A 19,554-nucleotide genomic window follows, 5' to 3' on the forward strand; every position below is an offset into this window, starting at 1 on the left:
GAGAGACGCATGTTCATTCGGTCATTGACCCTCGCAACGCTGCTCGCTGTCGTCGGCCCCGCAATGGCGGCCGACAACGAAGGCCCTCTGGCCCAGGATCAGGGCAAGGCGCGCCCACTGATCGTCATCGCTCCCAGCACCGTGGACCCAACCCTGGTGGCGCTGAAGAAGTCCCTCGACGAGCCGGCCAACCGCCAGGCCTTCAGCGAACGCAACATGGTGCTCTACACGGTGATCAACACCATCGGCCAACGCGACGGCAAAGACCTGGACCCGCAATCGACCATGGCGTTGATCCGCAGCCTGAAGCTCGGCGCCGGGGCGCAGACCAAGGTGATCCTGGTGGGCAAGGACGGTGAGAAGAAGCTCGAGCATTCCGGGGCCATCGAACTCAAGGAAGTCTTCAGCACCATCGACCAACTGCCGGCCGCGGAAAAGGAAGCCACCGCGCCGGCATTGGCGCCGGTCTCGGAAGTCAAGGCGGCCCACGCCGGCAAGGCCGCCAAATCGGGCAAGCCTGCGGCACCACCCAAGCCGCTGGACGACTGAGTTTGGCCGTCACCGTTTCCTGATAGCGCATCGCGGGCAAGCTCGCTCCTGCAGAAACATACAGGCTCCTGTGGAGCGAGCTTGCTCGCGATAGCGTTCTAACTCACCTCGTCTGAGCTCAGCTGACCATCAGGCATCGGTCACGACACTGCCAGCATTTCTGCCTCTTTTGCTGCACCGCCATCACCTTCAGCGCTTTGCAGCGTCCGGCTGACCCCGCGCACGACCATCTCGACTTCCCGTTCATCGATGATCAGCGCTGGCAGCAGGCGGATGGTGGTGCCCCGGGTCACGTTGATCAGCAGTCCGTGATCCTGCGCCGCCCGTAGCGCCAGCTCGCGCTGCGGGGCTTTGAGCTCGATGCCGATCATCAAGCCCAGGCCGCGCACCTGCAGGACCTGCGGGTGATCCGCCAATTCCACCCGCAAGCGTTGCAACAGGTGCTCGCCCTGGCGCCTGGCGTTGGCCAGCAGGCCTTGTTCCTCGATGACCTCCAGCACGGTGCAGGCCACCCGGCAGGCCAGCGGGTTGCCGCCGAAGGTGCTGCCGTGGCTGCCGGGGGTGAACAGCTGCGCGGCCTTGCCCCGGGCCAGGCAGGCGCCGATGGGGATGCCGTTGCCCAGGCCCTTGGCCAGGGTCATCACATCCGGGACCACACCCTCGTGCTGGCAGGCGAACCACTGGCCGGTGCGGCCGATGCCGGTCTGGATCTCGTCGAGCATCAGCAGCCAGTTGCGCCGGCTGCACAGCTCGCGCACGGCCTTCAGGTAGCCGGGCGGGGCCAGGCGGATACCGCTTTCGCCCTGGATCGGCTCCATCAGCACCGCGGCGATACGCGGGCCGTGGGCCTGCGCGGCTTGCTCCAGGGCGGCCAGGTCACCGAAGGGCAGCTTGAGGAAATCCCCGGGCAGCGAGTTGAGGCCCAGGCGTACCGCCGGCCCGTCGCTGGCCGCCAGGGTGCCCAGGGTACGGCCGTGGAAGGCGTTCTCCATGACAATCACCAGCGGCCGCTCGATGCCTTTGTGCCAGCCGTGCAGCCGTGCCAGTTTCAGCGCGGTCTCGTTGGCTTCGGCGCCGGAGTTGTTGAAGAACGCCCGGTCCATGCCAGCCAGTTGGGTCAGCCGCTGCGCCAGCCGCTGTTGCCAATCGATGCTGTACAGGTTGGAGGTGTGCAGCAGCAGGCCGGCCTGTTCGCGGATGACGCTGACCAATTTGGGGTGGGAATGGCCGATGCCCGTCACCGCCACGCCGGCCACCGCGTCCAGGTATTCGCGGCCGGCCTGGTCCCAGAGGCGGGTGCCCAGGCCGTGGGTGAAACTCAGGGGCAGCGGTTGATAGGTGCTCATCAGGCAGGTGGCGGTCATGACGGGTCGCTCCATCGAGTGGGGTGTGCTGGCAGTATCGTTAGCCACCTGAGCTAGATAAACTCGTCAATTCTTTAATCATCTTCAAGTCAGGGTTGATAATGGATCTGTTCCAGGCGATGACGGTGTACGTGAAGGTGGTGGAGGCGGGGAACATGACCGCCGCCGCCCGTGAGTGCGGCCTGTCCACCACCATGGTCGGCAATCACCTGCGGGCCCTGGAGCAGCGCCTCGGGGTCAGCCTGCTCAGCCGCACCACAAGGCGCCAGCGCCTGACCGAGTTCGGCGCCGAGTATTACCAGCGTTGCCTGGCGGTGCTGGGGCTGGTGGCGGACTCCGAGCGCATGGCGGAACAGGCCCAGGGCGAGCCGTCCGGCACCCTGCGCATCACCGCGCCGCTGACCTTCGGCACCGAGCGCCTGGCGCCGGCGCTGAGCGAATTCCAGCAGCGCTGCCCGCAGGTCAAGGTGGAGCTGACCCTGGCCAACCAGCGCTTCGATTTGATCGACGGCGCCTTCGACGTGGCTTTTCGCCTGGGCAACCTGGACACCACGTCGCTGATCGCCCGGCCCCTGGAGGACTACACCCTGACTATCTGCGCCGCGCCGGACTATCTGGAGCGCTGCGGTACACCGCAAGTCCCGGAGGACCTGCAACACCACAACTGCCTGGCGTTCGCCTATCCGGCCGGTGACGAGTGGAGCTCCACCGCCACTCAATGGCCGTTAAGTGGGCCCGAGGGGGACGTACTGATCCCGGTGTCCGGTTCGCTGCTGACCAACACTTCGTCCGGCCTGCACCGCGCGGCGCGGGGTGGCCTGGGGGTGGTGATGATGCCCGATGCCCTGGTGGAGGAGGACCTGCAACAGGGGCGGCTGGTGCCTGTGTTGCAGGACTATCAATTGCCCTTGCGAGCGATGCACCTGCTGTACGCCCAGGACCGTTACCGCCTGCCCAAGCTGCGCAGCTTCGTCGAGTTCGCCTTGGAGAAATGGGGGCGCTAAGCAGCGTCAGGTCATGAAACAAAGACCCCGTCGTGCCGGTCTGGCAGCGACGGGGTCGGGTTCACGCAGGTTCGGTCAAGCCAGTTCGACAGGCTTCAGGCTGTCCCAGGACTCCACCGGCCCCGGATTGTTTGGTTGGCTGCCGCCGCCAAAGCAGACCGCCAGTTTGTTCAGCGCATTGATCGCAGTGGTGACCGCGCCTTCGGCCCAGCCGGCGGTCCAGGACACATCGTCGCCAGCCAGGATGAAGCGATCGGGATTGTCCGTGCCGATGCCGCTCATGAATTGGGAAAAGATCCTGCGCTGATATTCGTACTGCCCTGGCAGGTTCATTTTGAAGGCGCCCAGGTACAGCGGCTGGTCCTCCCAGTTGTGCTCCACGAACGCATCGACCGTGCTGTATTGCTCGTTGAGCTTGATATCCGGGTAGAGGTTGGCCAGCAGGTTGGTGCACAGATCGACATGCTGCGGCAGCGGCGCGGGGCGGTCGCCGAGGAACTTCAGGGCGTCGTCGTTCCAGGTGTAGGACAGGAAGATCCCGCTGCCCTTGTATTTACCCTTGCTGGCCGAGTAGTCCACCAGGTAGGTGCCACGGGTCAGGCGGTCGGAGAGGGTGATGCTCATCTTGCGTTGCTCACCCTCTGCCACCGGGTCGTTCCAGAACGGGCGCTGGGTGGCGGCGAAAATCTTCGCCGACTGCATGTAGTGGGTGTACATGATGGCTTCCCAGGTATCGATGGGCAGCAGGCTGTCCATGGCGGGAAGGCTTTGCGGGTTTCCCGAGTAGCGCAGTTTGTCGAGGATCCGCACATGCGGGGTGTAGATGACGCTGGGGAAGTCGCACTGCTGGGTCTGCCGGGTGCGGGTGTCGGTAATGGAGACGCGGAAGGAGCCGTCCTGCTGGCGTTCGATGTGTCGCACCTCCTGGTGGAACGGGTCGGCGAATACCTCGCGCGACAGCGCTTCGACCGTGGTGTCCGCGCCCCAGTGCAGCATCGCGTCCCCCAGCTCTTTCGGGGTCTTCGACCAAAGCCGTTGCGGTAGGCTGGAGGAACCGTCGAACATCAGTTGGTGGTCGGCATCCAGGCCGGTGTACAGCACGCGCAGCAGTTCGAGGATGCTGTTCGGGTAGTCGGTGTTCCAGCCGCCGGTGCCGAAGCCGATCTGTCCGAACAGGTCGATATCGGCCTTGTCCCAGCCGGAGTTTTCCAGGAGCGCGGCGTAGAAGCTGACATCGTCGCCGCTGGTTCCCAACTGGGGTTTGATGATGGCGTTCCACAGCTTCTTGATCGTCTGTTGACTGATGGAGCCTTCGGTCATGGCCCTTTCCATGGCGGTGAAATCGTAGGTTTCCAGGAACTTATCGAAGAACTGGTTTTCCAGGTCGGTGTATTCCGGTGGTTTTGGAAAGTCCGGGTTGCCATCCACTTCGTAATAGGTTTTTTCCCCGCGGTAATCGACCACGGTGCTGATCGCCGCGGCAGTCCCCGGGTTGGGAAAGTCCGCCGAGTTTTCGGTCATGCCGACCTTTCGGAAGTAGTGGAACAGCGCCTTGCCGGACACCGGAAAACGCATCGCGCCCAGTTCGCAGAGCACCTGGTCGCCCGGGTTTTCGGGGTCGCCCTGGAGCTTGGAGTAGAGCCGCCCGCCGATGCGCTCCGAGGCTTCGACCACCACCGGGTGCAGGCCCATGCGCATGGCCTCATAGGCGGCGACCAGGCCGGCGACACCAGCCCCGACGATCAGCACTTTCTGTCCATAGTTCGCCGGGTCCACCTGGCAGGGAGGAAGCTTTCGATTAGCCGCGCTCTCCAGATATTTGGCGTAGTGAAAGGGGAAGTCCGGAATCAGCGCGGTGACGTCCTTGTTCATGCGCAGGGGAGAGCGGTTGGTTCTTGAAGGAATCGCAGACATGGGGTTTCTCCTTGAAAGTCATTTCCATGTGTTTCCACTTGCTCGATGGCTCTAAATCAATAGTCGCCAGAGGTCCAAGCCTAGAACAGATTTCGGGGTGCATAGGGTCGGGCGGGGTTTATGCCCGTGCGGGGCAGCAACGCAAGGGCGTGAGAGGAAGATTTGATGCCCGATGCCCTGGTGCCGGAGGACCGGCAGCAGGGCTGGCTGGCGTCAGGCCGACTCGCTGGCCAGCAGCATCATCGCCGCCGACAAAGTGTGGCCGTCGGTGATCCGGCCGGTGGCGATCATCGTCATCAATTCCTGGCGACTGACCCACAGCAGATGGTCCACTTCACCATCGGTGGCGGCGGCCTGTTGCTCGGCAATCTGCACCTGACACACCACCACCGCGCTGGCGATCAGCGACGTATTGCTGTGCAGCAGGCCCAGTTCGCGAACGTGCGACGCCTGCCAGCCGGTTTCCTCCAGCAATTCGCGGGCCGCGGCGTCAACGGCACTTTCCCCGGCATCGATGGCGCCGCGGGGAAACTCGATGGACTGGCCGCCGATGGCCCGCCGCTTGAGGTTGACCAGCATCAGCCGGCCATCGGCCAGGGTCGGCACGGCCACCACGCCGTTCACCGCCCGGGGTTCCTTGATGATGAAGTAGCCCTGCTCACGGACCACCTTGAAATACGGGGTTTCCAGCAGGCACTGGTTGTCGGCGATGGAACTCATGGGGGGTATCACTCCAGAAAACAGCGATCGAACAGGTACAGCTCGGCGGGCTTGAGATTTTCCACTGTGGCTTGCGGCCGGCCGCCGTCGCCGCTTTTCTTGCGTCCGGTTTCGCGCAGGTAACCGGCTTCGCTCATCTTCAACAGGCGCTGGCGGATGCTGGTCTTGAGCACTGGCCGTTGCAGCACCAGGGAGAAGATGCTCACCGCTTCGGGGGCGCTGAACTCGCTGCCGAGAAACATCAACGGCAGGCTGCTGTACAGGGATTTGGAGAACAGCCGCTCGTGCACCTGGGCCACCAGGCTGTTGTGGTCGAAGGGCAGCTTGAAGCTGCCGCTGGCCACGTCGCCGAGGGTAAAGAAACCCTGCTGCGGACCGGGCTCCACCGGCTCGCTGACGATCCCCAGGTAGAAGGTCGAGGACGACCAGCAGCGCGGGTCGCGAAAGGCGTCGCCGACCGTGCCCACCTGCTCCAGCCAGGCCAGGGGCATGTCCACCTTGCTGGAGCGCCGCAGCCGCTGCACCGCATCATTCAGGCTGCGGTCCTCGACATCGCCGTTGACCACGATGCCCGGCAGGGCCCAGTGCCCGGCGAAGGGCTCGCTGTCGCGTTGATGGAGGAGGATTTCCAGCTCGGAGCGTTCGCGGTTATAGCGCAGCAGGCACAGGTCGATGGTGTGCAGGTAGGCGCTGGGGGAGAGGGGGCGGTCGGGCATATCAACTTCCGTGGACGGCGTAGAGGCCGTAGTTTAGCGGATTCATGCCCGGTGCCAGCCATTGGCTTGGCGGGGTTTCGCCGCGGGCCAGGCATTGGCGCAACACGCTGCTGCGTACCCCCGGTTGTTCTTCGATCCGCAGGATGGAAAAGCGCTGCAGCAACTCCTCGCCGCGATGGAATCCGGGCAACTGGCGCGCCACGTCTTCACCCACCACCAAGGCAATGCGCTTGCCGTCCAGAGCCAGGTCGTCCGCCAGCCGTTGCAGCAGGGTGTAGCTGTAGACCGGGGCGGGATCGGCCAGGCCCAGTTGCTGCTCCAGGCGACTCACTGCCAGTTCGGCGGGGCACTCGGGTTGCAGATGCCGGGTGATGGCCTGCAACCAGTTCACCCGTTGCTCGAAGTCGGCCATGCGCTTGCCGTCCGGATGGCGAAAGCTGGGGGTCACCAGCACGCGCCGGGCGTGGCGGGCGGCTTCAAGCATGACCCGGGCGTGACCGGCGTGGGGCGGGTTGAAGGCACCGCCATAGAGGGCCAGTTCAAACATCGGCATCTCCTGATTTGGTACATGACGTGTACCTTATCATTGCTTGTGTGCGCAGGGAATTGGCATGTCATGCACAATTTATGTTGTTTGCTCCGGACCGCTGAAATAAAAACAGAGTCAAAGGGGGTTGTCATGAAAGTACATGACATGTACTTTGTGTTCCATGCAAAGGAGAAAACCAGCATGAACAGCCAAACGATGAAGACCGCTTCCTTCGATGTCGATGCACAAAAGAGCTTTACCCCGCTGTGCCCGGACGAGCTGCCCGTGGCCGAGGGCGACCGCATCGGTGGCGAGCTGAACTTCATGGCGACCCTGGCCAGCCTGCGCATCGGCAGCAAGGACGCCCACAGCCCCCAGGCCCCCTGGGTGGTGAACGAGCCCGGGCAGATGCTCCAGCCCACCGGCCTGGAGCATGCCGACCTGACCTGGGTCAGCCACTGCGTACCGGGCACCGAAGGGTTCGCCCTGCTGGACGAATTGCCGACGCCCTATGACTACGACTACTTCGTGTGGAAGGGCGTGGAGCCGGACCTGCACCCCTACGGCGCCTGCTACCACGACCTGCACGGCAAGCTGTCCACCGGGGTCATCGAGTACCTCGACAGCCAGGGTGTGCAACGGGTCATCGTCGGTGGCCTGGCCCTGGATTTCTGTGTCAAGACCACCGCCCTGCAACTGGCCGCCGCCGGCTTCAAGGTGATCATCCATCTGCCGGCATGCCGCGCCATCAGCGCAGAGGGCGCCACCCAGGCGATCGACGAGATGCAACAAGCGGGTATCGCGGTGGCCGCGACCCGCGAAGAAACCGCCAGATTGGCCAGTGCCTGAGGAGTCACCATGGAAAGTGCATTTGACCGTAACAATGGCGTGATCCAGGGCCTGCTGGACACCGACTACTACACCTTCACCATGATGCAGGCGGTGCTGCACCAGCACCCCAATGTCGATGTGGAATACCAGTTCATCGTCCGCTCCAGAGAGTCCCTGGTGCATCTGATCCCGGAGATCCGCCAGGAACTGGAAAAGCTCGCCAGCCTGCAGATGCGCGAAGGCGAACAGCGCTTTCTGTTCAACAAGCGTTTTCGCGAGTACCTGACCCCGGACTTCGAGCAGTTTCTCGGCCTGTTCCGTTTCAACCTGCGCTACATCCACGTGGCGGCGGTCGATGGCCAACTGAGCATTCGCGTCCGCGGCCCGATGTTGCACTGCATCATGTTCGAACAGCCGGTGCTGGCCATGGTCAGTGAGTTGCGCAACCGCGACAGGTATCCGGAGGTGGAGCTTGCTGACGTCACCCGCCGGCTCTATCGGAAATTCGAATGGCTGGAGAAAAACGCCAGCCGCGAAGAACTCGCCGAGCTGCGGGTCTCGGACTTCTCTACGCGTCGGCGTCTGTCGTTCAAGGCCCAGCGCGAGGTGGTGAAGATCATGCGCAGCGACTTCCCCGGGGTCTTCGTCGGCACCAGCAATGCCCACCTGGCCTACGAGTTCGACCTGCCGCTGATCGGCACCATGGCCCACCAGTGGCTGATGGTGCACCAGCAATTGGGACGGCTGCGGGAGAGCCAGAACACGGCCCTGGAAAACTGGGTGCGCGAATACCGCGGACGCCTGGGCATTGCCCTGACCGACTGCATCAGCACGGACTTCTTCCTCAAGGATTTCGACCTGTACTTCGCCAAGCTCTACGACGGCCTGCGCCAGGATTCCGGGGACCCGATTGCCTGGGCCGACAAGGTCCTGGCCCGCTACCGGGAACTGGGCATCGATCCACGGAGCAAGGACCTGATGTTCTCCGACGGCCTGAACTTCGAGAAATGCCTGCCGATCCTGCGTCACGTGCGTGGCCAGGCCCGGTTCGGTTTCGGCATGGGCACCAGCCTGGCCTGCGATGTCGAAGGCGTCGAGCCGCTGAGCATCGTGATGAAGCTGGTGCGAGTGCATGGCGAACCGGTGGTGAAGTTCTCCGATGACCCGATCAAGAACGTCTGCGAAGACCCGTCGTTCCTCAGGTACGCGGCGCAGGTGTTCAACGTCAACCTCAGTAACTCGCCCCTGGAGGCCTGATATGAGCAGCCAAACCCAAGAACGAATTGCCCGGGAGCTGGGCATCGATCGGCAACTGGCGCGCGGAGACGAAGCCGCGGAAATCGTCCGGCGCGTGGATTTCATCCAGCAGGTGTTGCGCGAGTCCGGCGGCAAGGCCCTGGTGCTGGGCATCAGCGGCGGCGTCGATTCCCTGACCGCTGGCCGCCTGTGCCAGCTGGCGGTGGAGCAGATGCGCGGGGCAGGGCACGACACTCGCTTTATCGCTATGCGCCTGCCCTATAAAAGCCAGGCTGACGAAAGCGATGCCCAGGCCTCCCTGGACTTTATCCGCCCGGACTCGGTCAGCACCTGCAACATTGCCGACAGCGTCGACGGTCTGATGAGCCAAGTGCGGATCGATGGCTTGCAGCCGTCGGCCGAACTGACCGACTTCGCCAAGAGCAACGTCAAGGCGCGGGCGCGGATGCTGGCGCAGTATGCGGTCGCCAACTTCAGCAACGGCCTGGTGGTGGGGACCGACCACGGTGCCGAGGCCCTGATGGGGTTTTTCACCAAGTACGGCGACGGTGCCTGCGACCTGGCTCCGCTGTCGGGCCTGACCAAGACCCAGGTGCGCGCGCTGGCCGAGGCGCTTGGCGCTCCCGGGCACCTGGTGCACAAGGCCCCCACCGCGGACCTTGAAGAACTGGCGCCGGGCAAACTGGACGAAACGGCTTATGGCTGCAGCTACGCCGAGATCGACGCCTACCTGATGGGCGAGCCGGTGTCCGATGGCGTGCGCCAGCTGATCGAAACGGCCTACCACCGCACCGCCCACAAGCGCGCCTTGCCGCGCACCCCTGCCTGACCCGCCTTGGCTTGCCGGCGATGGTGGCTTGCCGGCGATGGCGGTCTCAAGGGCGCTATCGCGAGCAAGCTTCGCTCCTACGGATACGAGGAAGGTTGGGCTGGGGCCTCAGCGCAACCGTTCGAGCATCTGGTAGTACCACATGCCCGCCGCCAGCATCGGGTTGCCCAGCTGGTCGCCGAAGGGCACGCGGATGTGCCGGCAGGCGGCGAAGGTGTCGTAGTGCTCGAGGTGGCCGGTGATGGCCTGGGCCATGATCTCGCCCATGATGTGGCTGGTGGCGATGCCGTGTCCGGAGTAGCCCTGGCAATACCAGACGTTGTCCGAGAGCTTGCCCAGCTGCGGGATGCGGTTGATCACGATGCCCATGGCGCAGCTCCACTGGAAGTCGATGGCCACGCCCTTGAGCGCCGGGAAGGTGCGTTCGATGCAGGGGCGCAGTTCGCCGGCGATGTCCCGCGAATCCTTGCCGCTGTAGTTGGCGCCGCCGCCGAACAGCAGGCGGCCGTCGGCGGTCATGCGGTAATAGTCGAGCACGAAGCGGCAGTCGTAGACCGCCAGGTCCTGGGGGTTGAGGCGCCTGGCCAGGTCGCCCAGGGGCGCGGTGGTGACGATGCCGCCCATGGCCGGGAAGATCTTGCCCTTGAGCTGTTTGGGCTCCAGCTTGTGGTACACATCGCCGGCCAGCAGCACCTGCTTGGCGTCGATGCGGCCTTGGGCGGTGATCACCGCCGGGCGCTCGCCGTGGACGATCCGCAGCACTTCGCTGTGTTCGAAGATCAGCGCGCCGAGGCTTTCGGCGGCGCGGGCTTCGCCGATGCACAGGTTCAGCGGATGCAGGTGCAGGTTGCGGGTGTTCTTGATCGCGCCGTGGTACAGCTGGCTTTCCAGCACCTCGCGCACCTGTTGCCGGTCCAGCAGGCTGACCTCGTCGCCCATGCCGCGGCGCACCGCTTCTTCGTAGTCGGCGCGCAGGCCGGCGAGGTGGCTGGGCTTGTAGGCGGCGTGCAGGTGGCCGTGCTTGAGGTCGCAGGCGATGGCGTATTTGTCCACGCGCTGGCGGATGATCCGGTGCCCGCGCCAGCGCAGTTGCCAGATGAAATCGTCGACTTCGTCGCCCAGGGTGCGGCGCATCTGCTTGCGCATGGCCTCGTCGCCGGACAGGCTGCCGGTGACCTGGCCGCCGTTGCGCCCGGTGGCGCCCCAGCCGATCTTGTGGCTTTCGACAATGGCCACCTTCAGGCCTTTTTCCGCCAGTTCCACGGCGCTGGCGACGCCGGTGAAACCGCCGCCGATGATCACCACGTCGACCTGATGAGTGCCTTGCAGAGTCGGGTAATGGGTTTCCTGATTCAGGGTGGCGCTGTAATACGAAGGGCAGCGTTCGGCTGCCGGTGTGACCGGATTGAGTGCGGCTGTCATGGGCTGTTCTCGAATTTTTGTTGGGGCCGGGCCGGCGCCGTGACGCCGGCCAGCACGTCACGCCTGGGTCAGGTACCAGCGCCAGTCCTGCTCGCCGACTTCGGCCATGAACTGGCGGTATTCGGCGCGCTTGACCGCCAGGTAGACCCCAAGGAATTCGCTGCCCAGGGCGTCGCGGGCCCAGGTGGAGTTTTCCAGGGCGGTCAGCGAGGTCAGCCAGTCGGTGGGCAGCAGTTCGCTGGCCTGGGCATAGCCGTTGCCTTGCACCGGATCGCCCGGGTCGAGCTGCTCACGCAGGCCGCGATGGACCCCGGCGAGAATCGCCGCCGCTGCCAGGTAGGGGTTGGCGTCGGCGCCGCAGATGCGGTGCTCGATATGCCGGCTGTTGGCCGGACCGCCCGGCACCCGCAGGCTCACGGTGCGGTTGTCGACGCCCCAGGTCGGCGCCAGTGGCGCGTAGCTGTTGGCCTGGAAGCGGCGGTAGGAGTTGGCGTTGGGGCAGAACAGCAGCAGCGAGTCGAGCAGCGACGCGAGCATGCCGCCCACCGCCTGGCGCAGCAGCGGGGTGCCGGCCGGGTCTTCGGCGGCGAACAGGTTGTGGCCCTCGGCGTCGGCGATGCTCACGTGCATGTGCATACCGGTGCCCGCCAGGTCATCGAAGGGCTTGGCCATGAAGGTCGCCTGCATTCCGTGCCGGTGGGCCACCGCCTTGACCAGGCGCTTGTAGCGTACCGCCTGGTCCATGGCCTCCAGGGCGTCGCCGTGTTCCAGGGTGATTTCCACCTGGCCCGGGGCGTATTCGGAGATCGCCGTGCGCGCCGGGATGCCTTGCAGTTTGCAGGCGGCGTAGAGGTCGGTGAGGAAGGGTTCGATCTGTTCCAGCTCGCGCAGGCCATAGACCTGGGTGTGCCGCGGCCGGCCGCCGTCGGCGTCCAGTGCCGGTTGCGGGCGGCCGCTGCTGTCGCGCTTGGCATCCAGCAGGTAGAACTCCAGCTCGCAGGCCATCACCGGGTAATAGCCCTCGGCCTTGAGTTGGTCGATGACCTTGATCAGCAGGTGGCGCGGGTCGGCGATGCTGGCGGGCAGGCCTTCCTGCGGGTGCATGCTGACCTGCACCGCGGCGGTGGGGATCTGCCGCCACGGCAGGCGCACCAGGCTGCCGGCCAGGGGGTAGGCGCGGCAGTCGATATCGCCGACGTCCCAGACCAGCCCGGAGTTTTCCACGTCGTCGCCCTGCAGGGTCAGGCCGAGGATGGTGCTGGGCAGCGGCCGGCCGCTTTCATAGACCGCCAGCAGTTCCTCGCGGTGCAACAGCTTGCCGCGCGGCACGCCGTTGGCGTCGAGGATGAACAGCTCGATCATGTCGATATCGGGGTTGGCGGCCAGGAAGCTACGGGCCTCGTCAAGGGCTGCAAATTTCATGGTTCTCTCGCTTGCGCCATGGCGGCGCGCAGGTTCGGTTCATGCAGCGGCGCCGGCAGGGCCCGGTTGCAATGGCAGATAGCAAGGCGGCAAGGCTCGACGCGCAGAGGGGCGCGTTCAGAGCGAAAGCGAGAGGTCCGGAGGGCGCGAGGAATGACGCAGGCGGGAGCGGCACAGGGCCATGGGCAGGTTGACCAGCAGTTTCATCGCAGGTCCCCGGGGTTGCCGTGGAGATCGCCGTGGGTGCGTTGCGTTGTTGCCGTTCCAATGCCGATGCCGAAGCGGCTGCACGGGGCAGCAGCGCGGGTCTGGCAGGGCGGGCGGCAACACAAGGCGTTCATCGGCCGGCGGATCTCGTCAAGAATTCACGGACATTTCGTGCAAGTGAGGCTCACCGTTTTACCGGGACTGGTCCTCGCTGCCAAGGGGCGCGTCACAAAATATTTAACACCGCTCCCGGCAGCACGGCGGAAAAAAACCTCAGTAAACCCACGGCACCAGGCGCCAGGTGTAGGCGCAGTAAGTGTCGTATTGCTTGCCGAATTCTTTGCGCAGCAAGGCTTCTTCGGCGTGGATGCGGGCAATCAGCGGGATCAGCATCAAGGCGGTCAGCAGCAGGCCGACCCCGGAGCGGAAGGCCAGGGCCCAGCCCACGCAATTGATCAGCAGCCCCAGGTAACTCGGGTTGCGTAGGGTGCCGTAGATACCGGTGGTCACCAACTGGTGGCCGGGCTGGATCGCCACCAGGCCACTGAAGCGCTTGCCCAGCACGAACACCGGCCACAGCCGCAATATGCCGCCGCCGATAAAGAACACCACGCCGAACCAGCGCACGTCGGCACTACCAAAGGTCCAGAAATGCAGGCGGTCGGTGTAGGCGGGGAGAAAGGCCAGCAACAGTCCGAGAATGCCGAAGGCGACGAGGACCCAGCGGTTTTCCCGGTCTTCCTGTTTGCCGGGGCTCAGGTTGCCTTCGCTGAACTGGGCCACACCGGCCATGGCCAGCAGGGACAGGGTAATGACCCACAACGCCGGGTGGGAGAAGAACGCCACCGGTCCGCCCATGCCGAGGATGGCCAGGCCGAGGTAGGCGAGGGTAGCGATCAGGCTGAGCGCCGCGAGTTGGGGAGAGTTACGCATGATGGCCCCTCACGAATGCCGAGGTGTATGCCTTCAGTGTAGGTCCATCGTCGCCACATCCCGCGCCGCCCGGCCTCTGTAGGAGCGAGGCTTGCCCGCGAAGCACTGTGGCTGATGCACTGCGTCGTTTGCATCGCGTGCCTACGGCAGCACGGGCGCTTTGTCGGCCAGTTGGGCGACCAGGAACTCGATAAAGGCCCGGGTCTTCTGCGGCACACGCCGGGCGGATGGGTACACCGCGTGGATGCTGATCGGCGGCGCCTGCCATTCGCACAGCACGGGCACCAGGCGGCCGGCGGCCAGGGCGTCGGCGACGATGAAGTCGGGCAGCAGGGCGATGCCCATGCCGGCCTCGGCGGCCTGGGCCAGCAGGTCGCCGTTGTTGGCGTGCAGCGGGCCGGTGACATGGACGCGCTGGGTGTCCTTGCCGTTGCTCAACTGCAGGCTGACCCCGCTTTGCAGGTAGCCGTAGTTCAGGCACTGGTGGGCGGTCAGGTCGCGGGGTGTCTGCGGGGTGCCGGCGCGCTTCAGGTAATCCGGCGAGGCCACCATGATCCGCGGGGCCGGGGCCAGCAGCTTGGCGACCATCGACGAGTCGGCCAGGCTGGCGATGCGGATGGTCACATCGAAACCGCCGCGCACCGGGTCCACTTGCTGGTCGCTGAGCACCAGCTGCAATTCGATGTTCGGGTGCTGCTCATGAAACAGCGGCACCAGCGGCCCGAGGCGACGCAGGCCGAAGGACATCGGCGCGTTGACCCGCAGCACCCCGCGCAATTCGCCGATGCCATCCCGCGCCCGTTGTTCGGCTTCGTCCACGGCGGCCAGGACTTCCCGCGCCGACTCGTAGTACTCGGCACCGGCTTCGGTCAGGTGCAGGCTGCGGGTGGTGCGGTGCAGCAACTGCACGCCGATGGCTTCCTCCAGCGCCTGGATCTGTTTGCTGACTTTCGAGCGCGGCACGTCCATGGCCCGGGCCGCGGCGGCGAAGCCGTTGGCATCGACCGTGACGACAAACGCGCGCATGCATTCGATGCGATCCATGACTGTCCCTTTTTTGGAATCAATGATTCTCGATTTTAGGGAATTGTTCCTTTTTATATCAACCCATAAATTAGCCACCAAGCCGGCCGCAAAGCCTCCCGCAGCGGAACCCGCGCCGAGCTCCCGAATTGTGCAACTCAACGCTTGAACCCACTCGACAGCAAAAGGAACGCGCCATGTCTATCCGTGAACTGCTCAACCCAAGCAACTCTGCCCTGATCCTGATCGACCACCAGCCGCAGATGTCCTTCGGCGTGCAGTCGATCGACCGCCAGACCCTGAAGAACAACACCGTGGGCCTGGCCAAGGCGGCGAAGATCTTCAATGTGCCGACCATTTTCACTTCGGTGGAAACCGAGAGTTTCAGCGGCTACATCTGGCCGGAACTGCTCAGCGTGTTCCCGGATCACCAGCCGATCGAGCGCACCTCGATGAACTCCTGGGAAGACAAGAAACTGGTGGAAGCAGTCAAGGCTACCGGGCGCAAGAAACTGATCATGGCCGCGCTGTGGACCGAGGTCTGCCTGAACTTCCCGGCCCTGGAAGCCCTGGCCGAAGGCTACGAGGTGTACATCGTCACCGACGCTTCCGGCGGCACCACCCAGGAAGCCCACGACATGTCGGTACAACGGATGATCCAGGCCGGCGCGGTGCCGGTGACCTGGCAGCAGGTACTGCTCGAGTTCCAACGCGACTGGGCGCACAAGGACACCTACGACGCGGTGATGGACCTGGTTCGCGAGCACAGCGGCGCCTACGGCATGGGCGTGGATTACGCCTACACCATGGTGCACAAGGCGCCGCAGCGTCAGGTCAAGTAAGTCTGCCGCCAAGGATAACGCGGTTTAGCAGAAACACCGCGTCGTCCAACTATCTGGCAAGTTGCAATAAAAAAGGGACGCTCTTATTGGAGCGTCCCTTTCTATTTAATGGATCAACGGTTGATCAGCGACAACGACAAGTTGCACTTAGCAGAACCGATCAATCACCCGAACTTCCGACTTGTTCTGCAGCGATTGCCATTCATTCTTCAGGGTATCGAATACCCGTCCGATGAAGTCCCTGTCGGCGGCGGCCTTCTTGCCGACGTAGCCCTGGCCACGGCGGTACATTTTCAGGCGGGCCAGCAGGTCCTGGTTGTTCTTGTCGAACTCTTCTTCATGGGCGTGGGGCGACAGGCAGTCGATATGGACCTGGCCAGACTTGGCAATCCACAGGATGTGGCTGTCATGGCTGTCTTTCTGTGCCGCGAACAGATGAGACAGTTCATCAATAGTAGGTTGATTGTTCAGATTCATTTGTAAGCCCCTTGACCATTTCGATCTATCTAGTTGAGTCGCTAATTGATATCGCTACATCGGTAAGTTGAACCCTGATACCGGAAACAGGGCGACAGAGGGTGTCTGTCGGATACAGATAAGGCCCAGAGCCTGATGCGTGTAGTCGTCTTGATTAACTGCTACGCAATAGCGTCACAACGAAGAGAAGCAGCGTAAACCTGGATCAAGCTGCCGAAGTTTTCAGTTTCGGCCACAAGCATCTTGAGGAGTTTTCGCCAGCTTCCCGCCCTTTGTACTGGACGTTCATGCCAGGTCAGTTTCATCAATCTGCCTTGTGGGCAGTACACATCCGGGTTAACAGCTCGGCGGTCAGACGAGCTTGCTCATAACACCTTTGCCAAGTCTCCCGATCGGGGAGACGCCTGCATCATGCAAGGGCAAATTCGCCTCGTCAACGGTTTTGTAGTGAAAATTTTAAAGCACTACATATTGTCCGACAAAACCTTTCGGCACATGAGTGGAACGGGCTATCGCGACCGAGGACAGGTAGAATCGAGACCTTGAAACAGGTGCTTGAGGTTGCAGTGGTGGATTTACAGCAGGGCTTCGTCCTGACCCGGCATTGGCGTGACACGCCGGCAGGCACGGAAGTCGAGTTCTGGTTGGCGACCGATGCCGGGCCGCGCCAGATCCGCTTGCCGGTGCAGACCTCCGTGGCCTTCATTCCCGCCGAACAGCAGGAACAGGCCCGGCGCCTGCTGGCCGACGACCGCGATGTGCAATTGCGGCCCCTGGGCCTGTGCGACTTCCAGCACCGCCCGGTGCTCGGCCTGTACTGCCCGCAGCACAATCAATTGATCCGCCTCGACAAGACCCTGCGCCGCGCCGGGGTCGAGGTGCTCGAGGCCGACGTGCGGCCGCCCGAGCGCTACCTGATGGAGCGTTTCATCACCGCGCCGGTGTGGTTCGGCGGCACCCCGGGCGAGGGCGGGGTACTGCTGGAGGCGCAGATGAAACCGGCGCCGGACTACCGGCCGGCGTTGAAGCTGGTGTCGCTGGATATCGAGACCAGCGAGACCGGCGAGCTGTATTCCATCGCCCTGGAAGGCTGCGGCCAGCGCCAGGTGTACATGCTCGGCCGCGCTCGCGAGGACGACAGCGCGGTGGATTTCGACCTGGAGTTCTGCGCCAGCCGCGAGCAGTTGCTCGAACGCCTCAACCAGTGGCTGGCGCGGCACGATCCGGATGCGATCATCGGCTGGAACCTGGTGCAGTTCGATCTGCGGGTGCTGCACGAACACGCGCGTCGCCTGGCGGTGCCCTTGCGCCTGGGGCGCGGCGGCGAAGAGATGCAGTGGCGCGAACACGGCAGCCGTACCCATTATTTCGCTGCGGCCGCCGGGCGCCTGATCATCGACGGCATCGAGGCCCTGCGCTCGGCGACCTGGAGCTTTCCGTCGTTCAGCCTGGAAAACGTCGCCCAGACCCTGCTTGGCGAAGGCAAGTCGATCGACAACCCTTACCAGCGCATGGACGAAATCAACCGCATGTTCGCCGAGGACAAGCCCGCCCTGGCGCGTTACAACCTCAAGGACTGCGAGCTGGTGACGCGGATTTTCGCCAAGACCGAGCTGCTCACCTTTCTTCTCGAACGGGCCACCGTCACCGGCCTGCCGGCCGACCGCAACGGCGGCTCGGTGGCGGCCTTCACCCACCTGTACATGCCGCTGATGCACCGCCAGGGTTTCGTTGCGCCGAACCTTGGCGAGAAGCCGCCGCAAGCCAGCCCCGGCGGCTTTGTCATGGACTCGCGGCCCGGTCTGTACGAGTCGGTGCTGGTGCTGGACTACAAGAGCCTGTACCCGTCGATCATCCGCAGCTTCCTGATCGATCCGGTGGGGCTGGTGGAAGGCTTGCGCCAACCAACGGACGAGCAATCGGTGCCGGGCTTTCGCGGCGCGCGGTTTTCCCGCACCCGGCATTGCCTGCCCTCGATCGTCGCCCGGGTCGCCGAGAGCCGCGAAGTGGCGAAGCGCGAACACAACGCGCCGCTGTCCCAGGCGCTGAAGATCATCATGAACGCCTTCTACGGTGTGCTCGGTTCCAGCGGCTGCCGCTTCTTCGATCCGCGCCTGGCGTCGTCGATCACTATGCGCGGCCACGAAATCATGCGTCGCACCCGCCAGCTGATCGAGGCGCATGGGCACAAGGTGATCTACGGCGACACCGACTCGACCTTCGTCTGGCTCGGCAGCGCCCACGCCGAGGCGGACGCCACGCGCATCGGCCGCGCGCTGGTGGCGCACGTCAACCAGTGGTGGTGCGATCACCTGCGCGATGAGTACGGCCTGGAAAGCGCCCTGGAGCTGCAATTCGAAACCCACTTCTGCCGTTTCCTGATGCCGACCATTCGTGGCGCGGAGGAGGGCAGCAAGAAGCGCTACGCTGGCCTGGTGACCCGCGCCGACGGCACCCAGGACATGGTCTACAAGGGCCTGGAAGCGGTGCGCACCGACTGGTCGCCGCTGGCCCAGCAGTTCCAGCAGGAGCTGTACCAGCGGATCTTCCACCGTCAGCCGTACCAGGACTATGTGCGCGATTACGTGCGGCGCACCCTGGCCGGCGAACTGGACGAGCAGCTGGTGTACCGCAAGCGCCTGCGCCGCCAACTGGACGATTACGAACGCAACGTGCCGCCCCATGTGCGCGCCGCGCGCCTGGCTGACGAATACAACCAGCGGCAGGGCCGGCCCCAGCGTTATCAGAACGGTGGCTGGATCAGCTACGTGATCACCCTGGCCGGTCCCGAACCCCTGGAAAACCGCACCGCGGCCATCGATTACGATCACTACGTGACCCGCCAATTGCAGCCGGTGGCGGATGCCATCCTGCCGTTCGTGCAGGACGACTTCAGCACCCTGGTGGGTGGGCAGATGGGGTTGTTCTAGGAGGCGTCTCGTCGTAGCCGCTGCCGAGCCTGCGAGGCTGCGAACGACTTGGGCGGCATTCCGACGCAGCAGGCGCAAAACCTGAGAATGCATTGAGTCAGGGTAACCGCGATGCCCCTGCTGCGGCCGCTGCGCTGCCGATCGCAGCCTCGCAGGCTCGGCAGCGGCTACACGTGAGTGAGTTGGCTCAGTCGTCGACCGAGGTGCAAATGCCGCTGGCACCCTGTTTGCCGCTGTAGGTCACGACCACCGAGTCGTCGTCCTCCACGCTGATGTCCACCGTGATGCCCGAGCCCTTGGCCTCGAAATAGCGCTCGTTGACGGTCTTGGTCTGGGCCTCTTTGCCGTTGATGAACACCGGCCCGCCTTCCTCCGCGCTGACCGGAATATTGCCCGGACAGTCGACGTTGAACAGCGGGATGCCTTCGGCGTGGGCGGCACTGGCAACGATCGACAGGGCGCAGCTCAGGAGGATTTTTTTCATTGTGGACTCCTTCGGGAAACAGGCAGAAGCACGAGTGTGGCAGCGGTTCCATTAGCGCTGAAGCTTAGCGTATGGCACGCCGGGGCAGGGGCTGGGTAGCG

18 protein-coding genes are annotated in these 19,554 nt (G+C 64.1%); 7 read left to right on the forward strand and 11 right to left on the reverse strand.

The window, feature by feature from the left end; all coding sequences use genetic code 11:
* The first annotated feature begins 9 nt into the window (after positions 1–9).
* Complete coding sequence (locus C4K27_RS12190) at positions 10–549, forward strand: DUF4174 domain-containing protein (RefSeq protein ID WP_007924989.1); 540 nt, start codon at positions 10–12, stop codon at positions 547–549.
* Positions 550–689: 140 nt separating this feature from the next.
* Here the strand turns inward: C4K27_RS12190 and C4K27_RS12195 are convergent, their stop codons facing one another.
* Positions 690–1,913, reverse strand: coding sequence for an acetylornithine transaminase (locus C4K27_RS12195; RefSeq protein WP_053260635.1), 1,224 nt, complete (start codon positions 1,911–1,913; stop codon positions 690–692).
* A gap of 101 nt (positions 1,914–2,014) precedes the next feature.
* On the opposite strand from C4K27_RS12195, the gene C4K27_RS12200 reads away from it, so the two are divergent.
* The gene (locus C4K27_RS12200; RefSeq protein ID WP_053260636.1) at positions 2,015–2,917 is read left to right on the forward strand and encodes a LysR family transcriptional regulator; all 903 of its coding nucleotides are present in this window, start codon (positions 2,015–2,017) and stop codon (positions 2,915–2,917) included.
* A gap of 75 nt (positions 2,918–2,992) precedes the next feature.
* Here the strand turns inward: C4K27_RS12200 and C4K27_RS12205 are convergent, their stop codons facing one another.
* The 4 genes from C4K27_RS12205 to C4K27_RS12220 form a co-directional block, all read right to left on the reverse strand.
* Positions 2,993–4,831 carry a flavin monoamine oxidase family protein gene (locus C4K27_RS12205; RefSeq protein ID WP_053260637.1) on the reverse strand — a complete coding sequence of 613 codons (1,839 nt, stop codon included), beginning with the start codon at positions 4,829–4,831 and terminating at the stop codon, positions 2,993–2,995.
* A gap of 213 nt (positions 4,832–5,044) precedes the next feature.
* Positions 5,045–5,551, reverse strand: coding sequence for an NUDIX hydrolase (locus C4K27_RS12210; RefSeq protein WP_053260638.1), 507 nt, complete (start codon positions 5,549–5,551; stop codon positions 5,045–5,047).
* A gap of 8 nt (positions 5,552–5,559) precedes the next feature.
* On the reverse strand, positions 5,560–6,267 hold the full coding sequence (locus C4K27_RS12215) for an NUDIX hydrolase (RefSeq protein WP_007924996.1): 708 nt from the start codon (positions 6,265–6,267) through the stop codon (positions 5,560–5,562).
* A gap of 1 nt (position 6,268) precedes the next feature.
* Positions 6,269–6,814: an adenylyltransferase/cytidyltransferase family protein gene (locus C4K27_RS12220; protein ID WP_053260639.1), complete on the reverse strand. Its 546-nt coding sequence runs from the start codon at positions 6,812–6,814 to the stop codon at positions 6,269–6,271.
* A 183-nt stretch (positions 6,815–6,997) separates the two neighbouring features.
* Here C4K27_RS12220 and C4K27_RS12225 point away from each other — a divergent pair, with 183 nt between their 5' ends.
* The 3 genes from C4K27_RS12225 to nadE are packed head-to-tail and all read left to right on the forward strand — an operon-like array spanning position 6,998 to position 9,713.
* Positions 6,998–7,645, forward strand: coding sequence for a nicotinamidase (locus tag C4K27_RS12225; protein ID WP_053260646.1), 648 nt, complete (start codon positions 6,998–7,000; stop codon positions 7,643–7,645).
* A 9-nt stretch (positions 7,646–7,654) separates the two neighbouring features.
* On the forward strand, positions 7,655–8,884 hold the full coding sequence (pncB, locus tag C4K27_RS12230; RefSeq protein ID WP_053260640.1) for a nicotinate phosphoribosyltransferase: 1,230 nt from the start codon (positions 7,655–7,657) through the stop codon (positions 8,882–8,884).
* Between the two features lies 1 nt (position 8,885).
* The gene (gene nadE / locus C4K27_RS12235; protein WP_053260641.1) at positions 8,886–9,713 is read left to right on the forward strand and encodes an NAD(+) synthase; all 828 of its coding nucleotides are present in this window, start codon (positions 8,886–8,888) and stop codon (positions 9,711–9,713) included.
* Between the two features lie 108 nt (positions 9,714–9,821).
* On the opposite strand, the gene C4K27_RS12240 is transcribed toward nadE, so the two are convergent.
* From C4K27_RS12240 to C4K27_RS12255, 4 genes are all read right to left on the reverse strand, one after another.
* Positions 9,822–11,135 carry an NAD(P)/FAD-dependent oxidoreductase gene (locus C4K27_RS12240; RefSeq protein ID WP_053260642.1) on the reverse strand — a complete coding sequence of 438 codons (1,314 nt, stop codon included), beginning with the start codon at positions 11,133–11,135 and terminating at the stop codon, positions 9,822–9,824.
* Between the two features lie 57 nt (positions 11,136–11,192).
* The gene (locus tag C4K27_RS12245; protein WP_053260643.1) at positions 11,193–12,557 is read right to left on the reverse strand and encodes a glutamine synthetase family protein; all 1,365 of its coding nucleotides are present in this window, start codon (positions 12,555–12,557) and stop codon (positions 11,193–11,195) included.
* A gap of 480 nt (positions 12,558–13,037) precedes the next feature.
* Complete coding sequence (locus tag C4K27_RS12250) at positions 13,038–13,697, reverse strand: methyltransferase family protein (RefSeq protein ID WP_053260644.1); 660 nt, start codon at positions 13,695–13,697, stop codon at positions 13,038–13,040.
* 141 nt (positions 13,698–13,838) lie between these two features.
* Positions 13,839–14,741, reverse strand: coding sequence for a LysR family transcriptional regulator (locus C4K27_RS12255; protein ID WP_053260645.1), 903 nt, complete (start codon positions 14,739–14,741; stop codon positions 13,839–13,841).
* A 176-nt stretch (positions 14,742–14,917) separates the two neighbouring features.
* Here C4K27_RS12255 and C4K27_RS12260 point away from each other — a divergent pair, with 176 nt between their 5' ends.
* Positions 14,918–15,562: a hydrolase gene (locus C4K27_RS12260; RefSeq protein ID WP_007925013.1), complete on the forward strand. Its 645-nt coding sequence runs from the start codon at positions 14,918–14,920 to the stop codon at positions 15,560–15,562.
* A gap of 147 nt (positions 15,563–15,709) precedes the next feature.
* Here the strand turns inward: C4K27_RS12260 and C4K27_RS12265 are convergent, their stop codons facing one another.
* Positions 15,710–16,039 carry a hypothetical protein gene (locus C4K27_RS12265; protein ID WP_009043285.1) on the reverse strand — a complete coding sequence of 110 codons (330 nt, stop codon included), beginning with the start codon at positions 16,037–16,039 and terminating at the stop codon, positions 15,710–15,712.
* Between the two features lie 569 nt (positions 16,040–16,608).
* On the opposite strand from C4K27_RS12265, the gene C4K27_RS12270 reads away from it, so the two are divergent.
* Positions 16,609–18,969 (forward strand): DNA polymerase II, encoded by a 2,361-nt coding sequence (locus tag C4K27_RS12270; protein WP_162235128.1) that lies wholly within the window; start codon positions 16,609–16,611, stop codon positions 18,967–18,969.
* A gap of 187 nt (positions 18,970–19,156) precedes the next feature.
* Here the strand turns inward: C4K27_RS12270 and C4K27_RS12275 are convergent, their stop codons facing one another.
* Positions 19,157–19,453 (reverse strand): hypothetical protein, encoded by a 297-nt coding sequence (locus tag C4K27_RS12275; RefSeq protein ID WP_007925020.1) that lies wholly within the window; start codon positions 19,451–19,453, stop codon positions 19,157–19,159.
* Positions 19,454–19,554: the final 101 nt, after the last annotated feature.

The sequence above is a fragment of the Pseudomonas chlororaphis subsp. chlororaphis genome (genome assembly GCF_003945765.1).
Classification (GTDB): domain Bacteria; phylum Pseudomonadota; class Gammaproteobacteria; order Pseudomonadales; family Pseudomonadaceae; genus Aquipseudomonas; species Aquipseudomonas chlororaphis.

What these genes read in the sequence shown, in the direction of transcription:
- C4K27_RS12190 (WP_007924989.1), top strand. Translation starts at nt 10, where the DNA reads ATGTTCATTCGGTCATTGACCCTCGCAACGCTGCTCGCTGTCGTCGGC.
- C4K27_RS12195 (WP_053260635.1), bottom strand. Translation starts at nt 1,913, where the DNA reads ATGACCGCCACCTGCCTGATGAGCACCTATCAACCGCTGCCCCTGAGT.
- C4K27_RS12200 (WP_053260636.1), top strand. Translation starts at nt 2,015, where the DNA reads ATGGATCTGTTCCAGGCGATGACGGTGTACGTGAAGGTGGTGGAGGCG.
- C4K27_RS12205 (WP_053260637.1), bottom strand. Translation starts at nt 4,831, where the DNA reads ATGTCTGCGATTCCTTCAAGAACCAACCGCTCTCCCCTGCGCATGAAC.
- C4K27_RS12210 (WP_053260638.1), bottom strand. Translation starts at nt 5,551, where the DNA reads ATGAGTTCCATCGCCGACAACCAGTGCCTGCTGGAAACCCCGTATTTC.
- C4K27_RS12215 (WP_007924996.1), bottom strand. Translation starts at nt 6,267, where the DNA reads ATGCCCGACCGCCCCCTCTCCCCCAGCGCCTACCTGCACACCATCGAC.
- C4K27_RS12220 (WP_053260639.1), bottom strand. Translation starts at nt 6,814, where the DNA reads ATGTTTGAACTGGCCCTCTATGGCGGTGCCTTCAACCCGCCCCACGCC.
- C4K27_RS12225 (WP_053260646.1), top strand. Translation starts at nt 6,998, where the DNA reads ATGAACAGCCAAACGATGAAGACCGCTTCCTTCGATGTCGATGCACAA.
- pncB (WP_053260640.1), top strand. Translation starts at nt 7,655, where the DNA reads ATGGAAAGTGCATTTGACCGTAACAATGGCGTGATCCAGGGCCTGCTG.
- nadE (WP_053260641.1), top strand. Translation starts at nt 8,886, where the DNA reads ATGAGCAGCCAAACCCAAGAACGAATTGCCCGGGAGCTGGGCATCGAT.
- C4K27_RS12240 (WP_053260642.1), bottom strand. Translation starts at nt 11,135, where the DNA reads ATGACAGCCGCACTCAATCCGGTCACACCGGCAGCCGAACGCTGCCCT.
- C4K27_RS12245 (WP_053260643.1), bottom strand. Translation starts at nt 12,557, where the DNA reads ATGAAATTTGCAGCCCTTGACGAGGCCCGTAGCTTCCTGGCCGCCAAC.
- C4K27_RS12250 (WP_053260644.1), bottom strand. Translation starts at nt 13,697, where the DNA reads ATGCGTAACTCTCCCCAACTCGCGGCGCTCAGCCTGATCGCTACCCTC.
- C4K27_RS12255 (WP_053260645.1), bottom strand. Translation starts at nt 14,741, where the DNA reads ATGGATCGCATCGAATGCATGCGCGCGTTTGTCGTCACGGTCGATGCC.
- C4K27_RS12260 (WP_007925013.1), top strand. Translation starts at nt 14,918, where the DNA reads ATGTCTATCCGTGAACTGCTCAACCCAAGCAACTCTGCCCTGATCCTG.
- C4K27_RS12265 (WP_009043285.1), bottom strand. Translation starts at nt 16,039, where the DNA reads ATGAATCTGAACAATCAACCTACTATTGATGAACTGTCTCATCTGTTC.
- C4K27_RS12275 (WP_007925020.1), bottom strand. Translation starts at nt 19,453, where the DNA reads ATGAAAAAAATCCTCCTGAGCTGCGCCCTGTCGATCGTTGCCAGTGCC.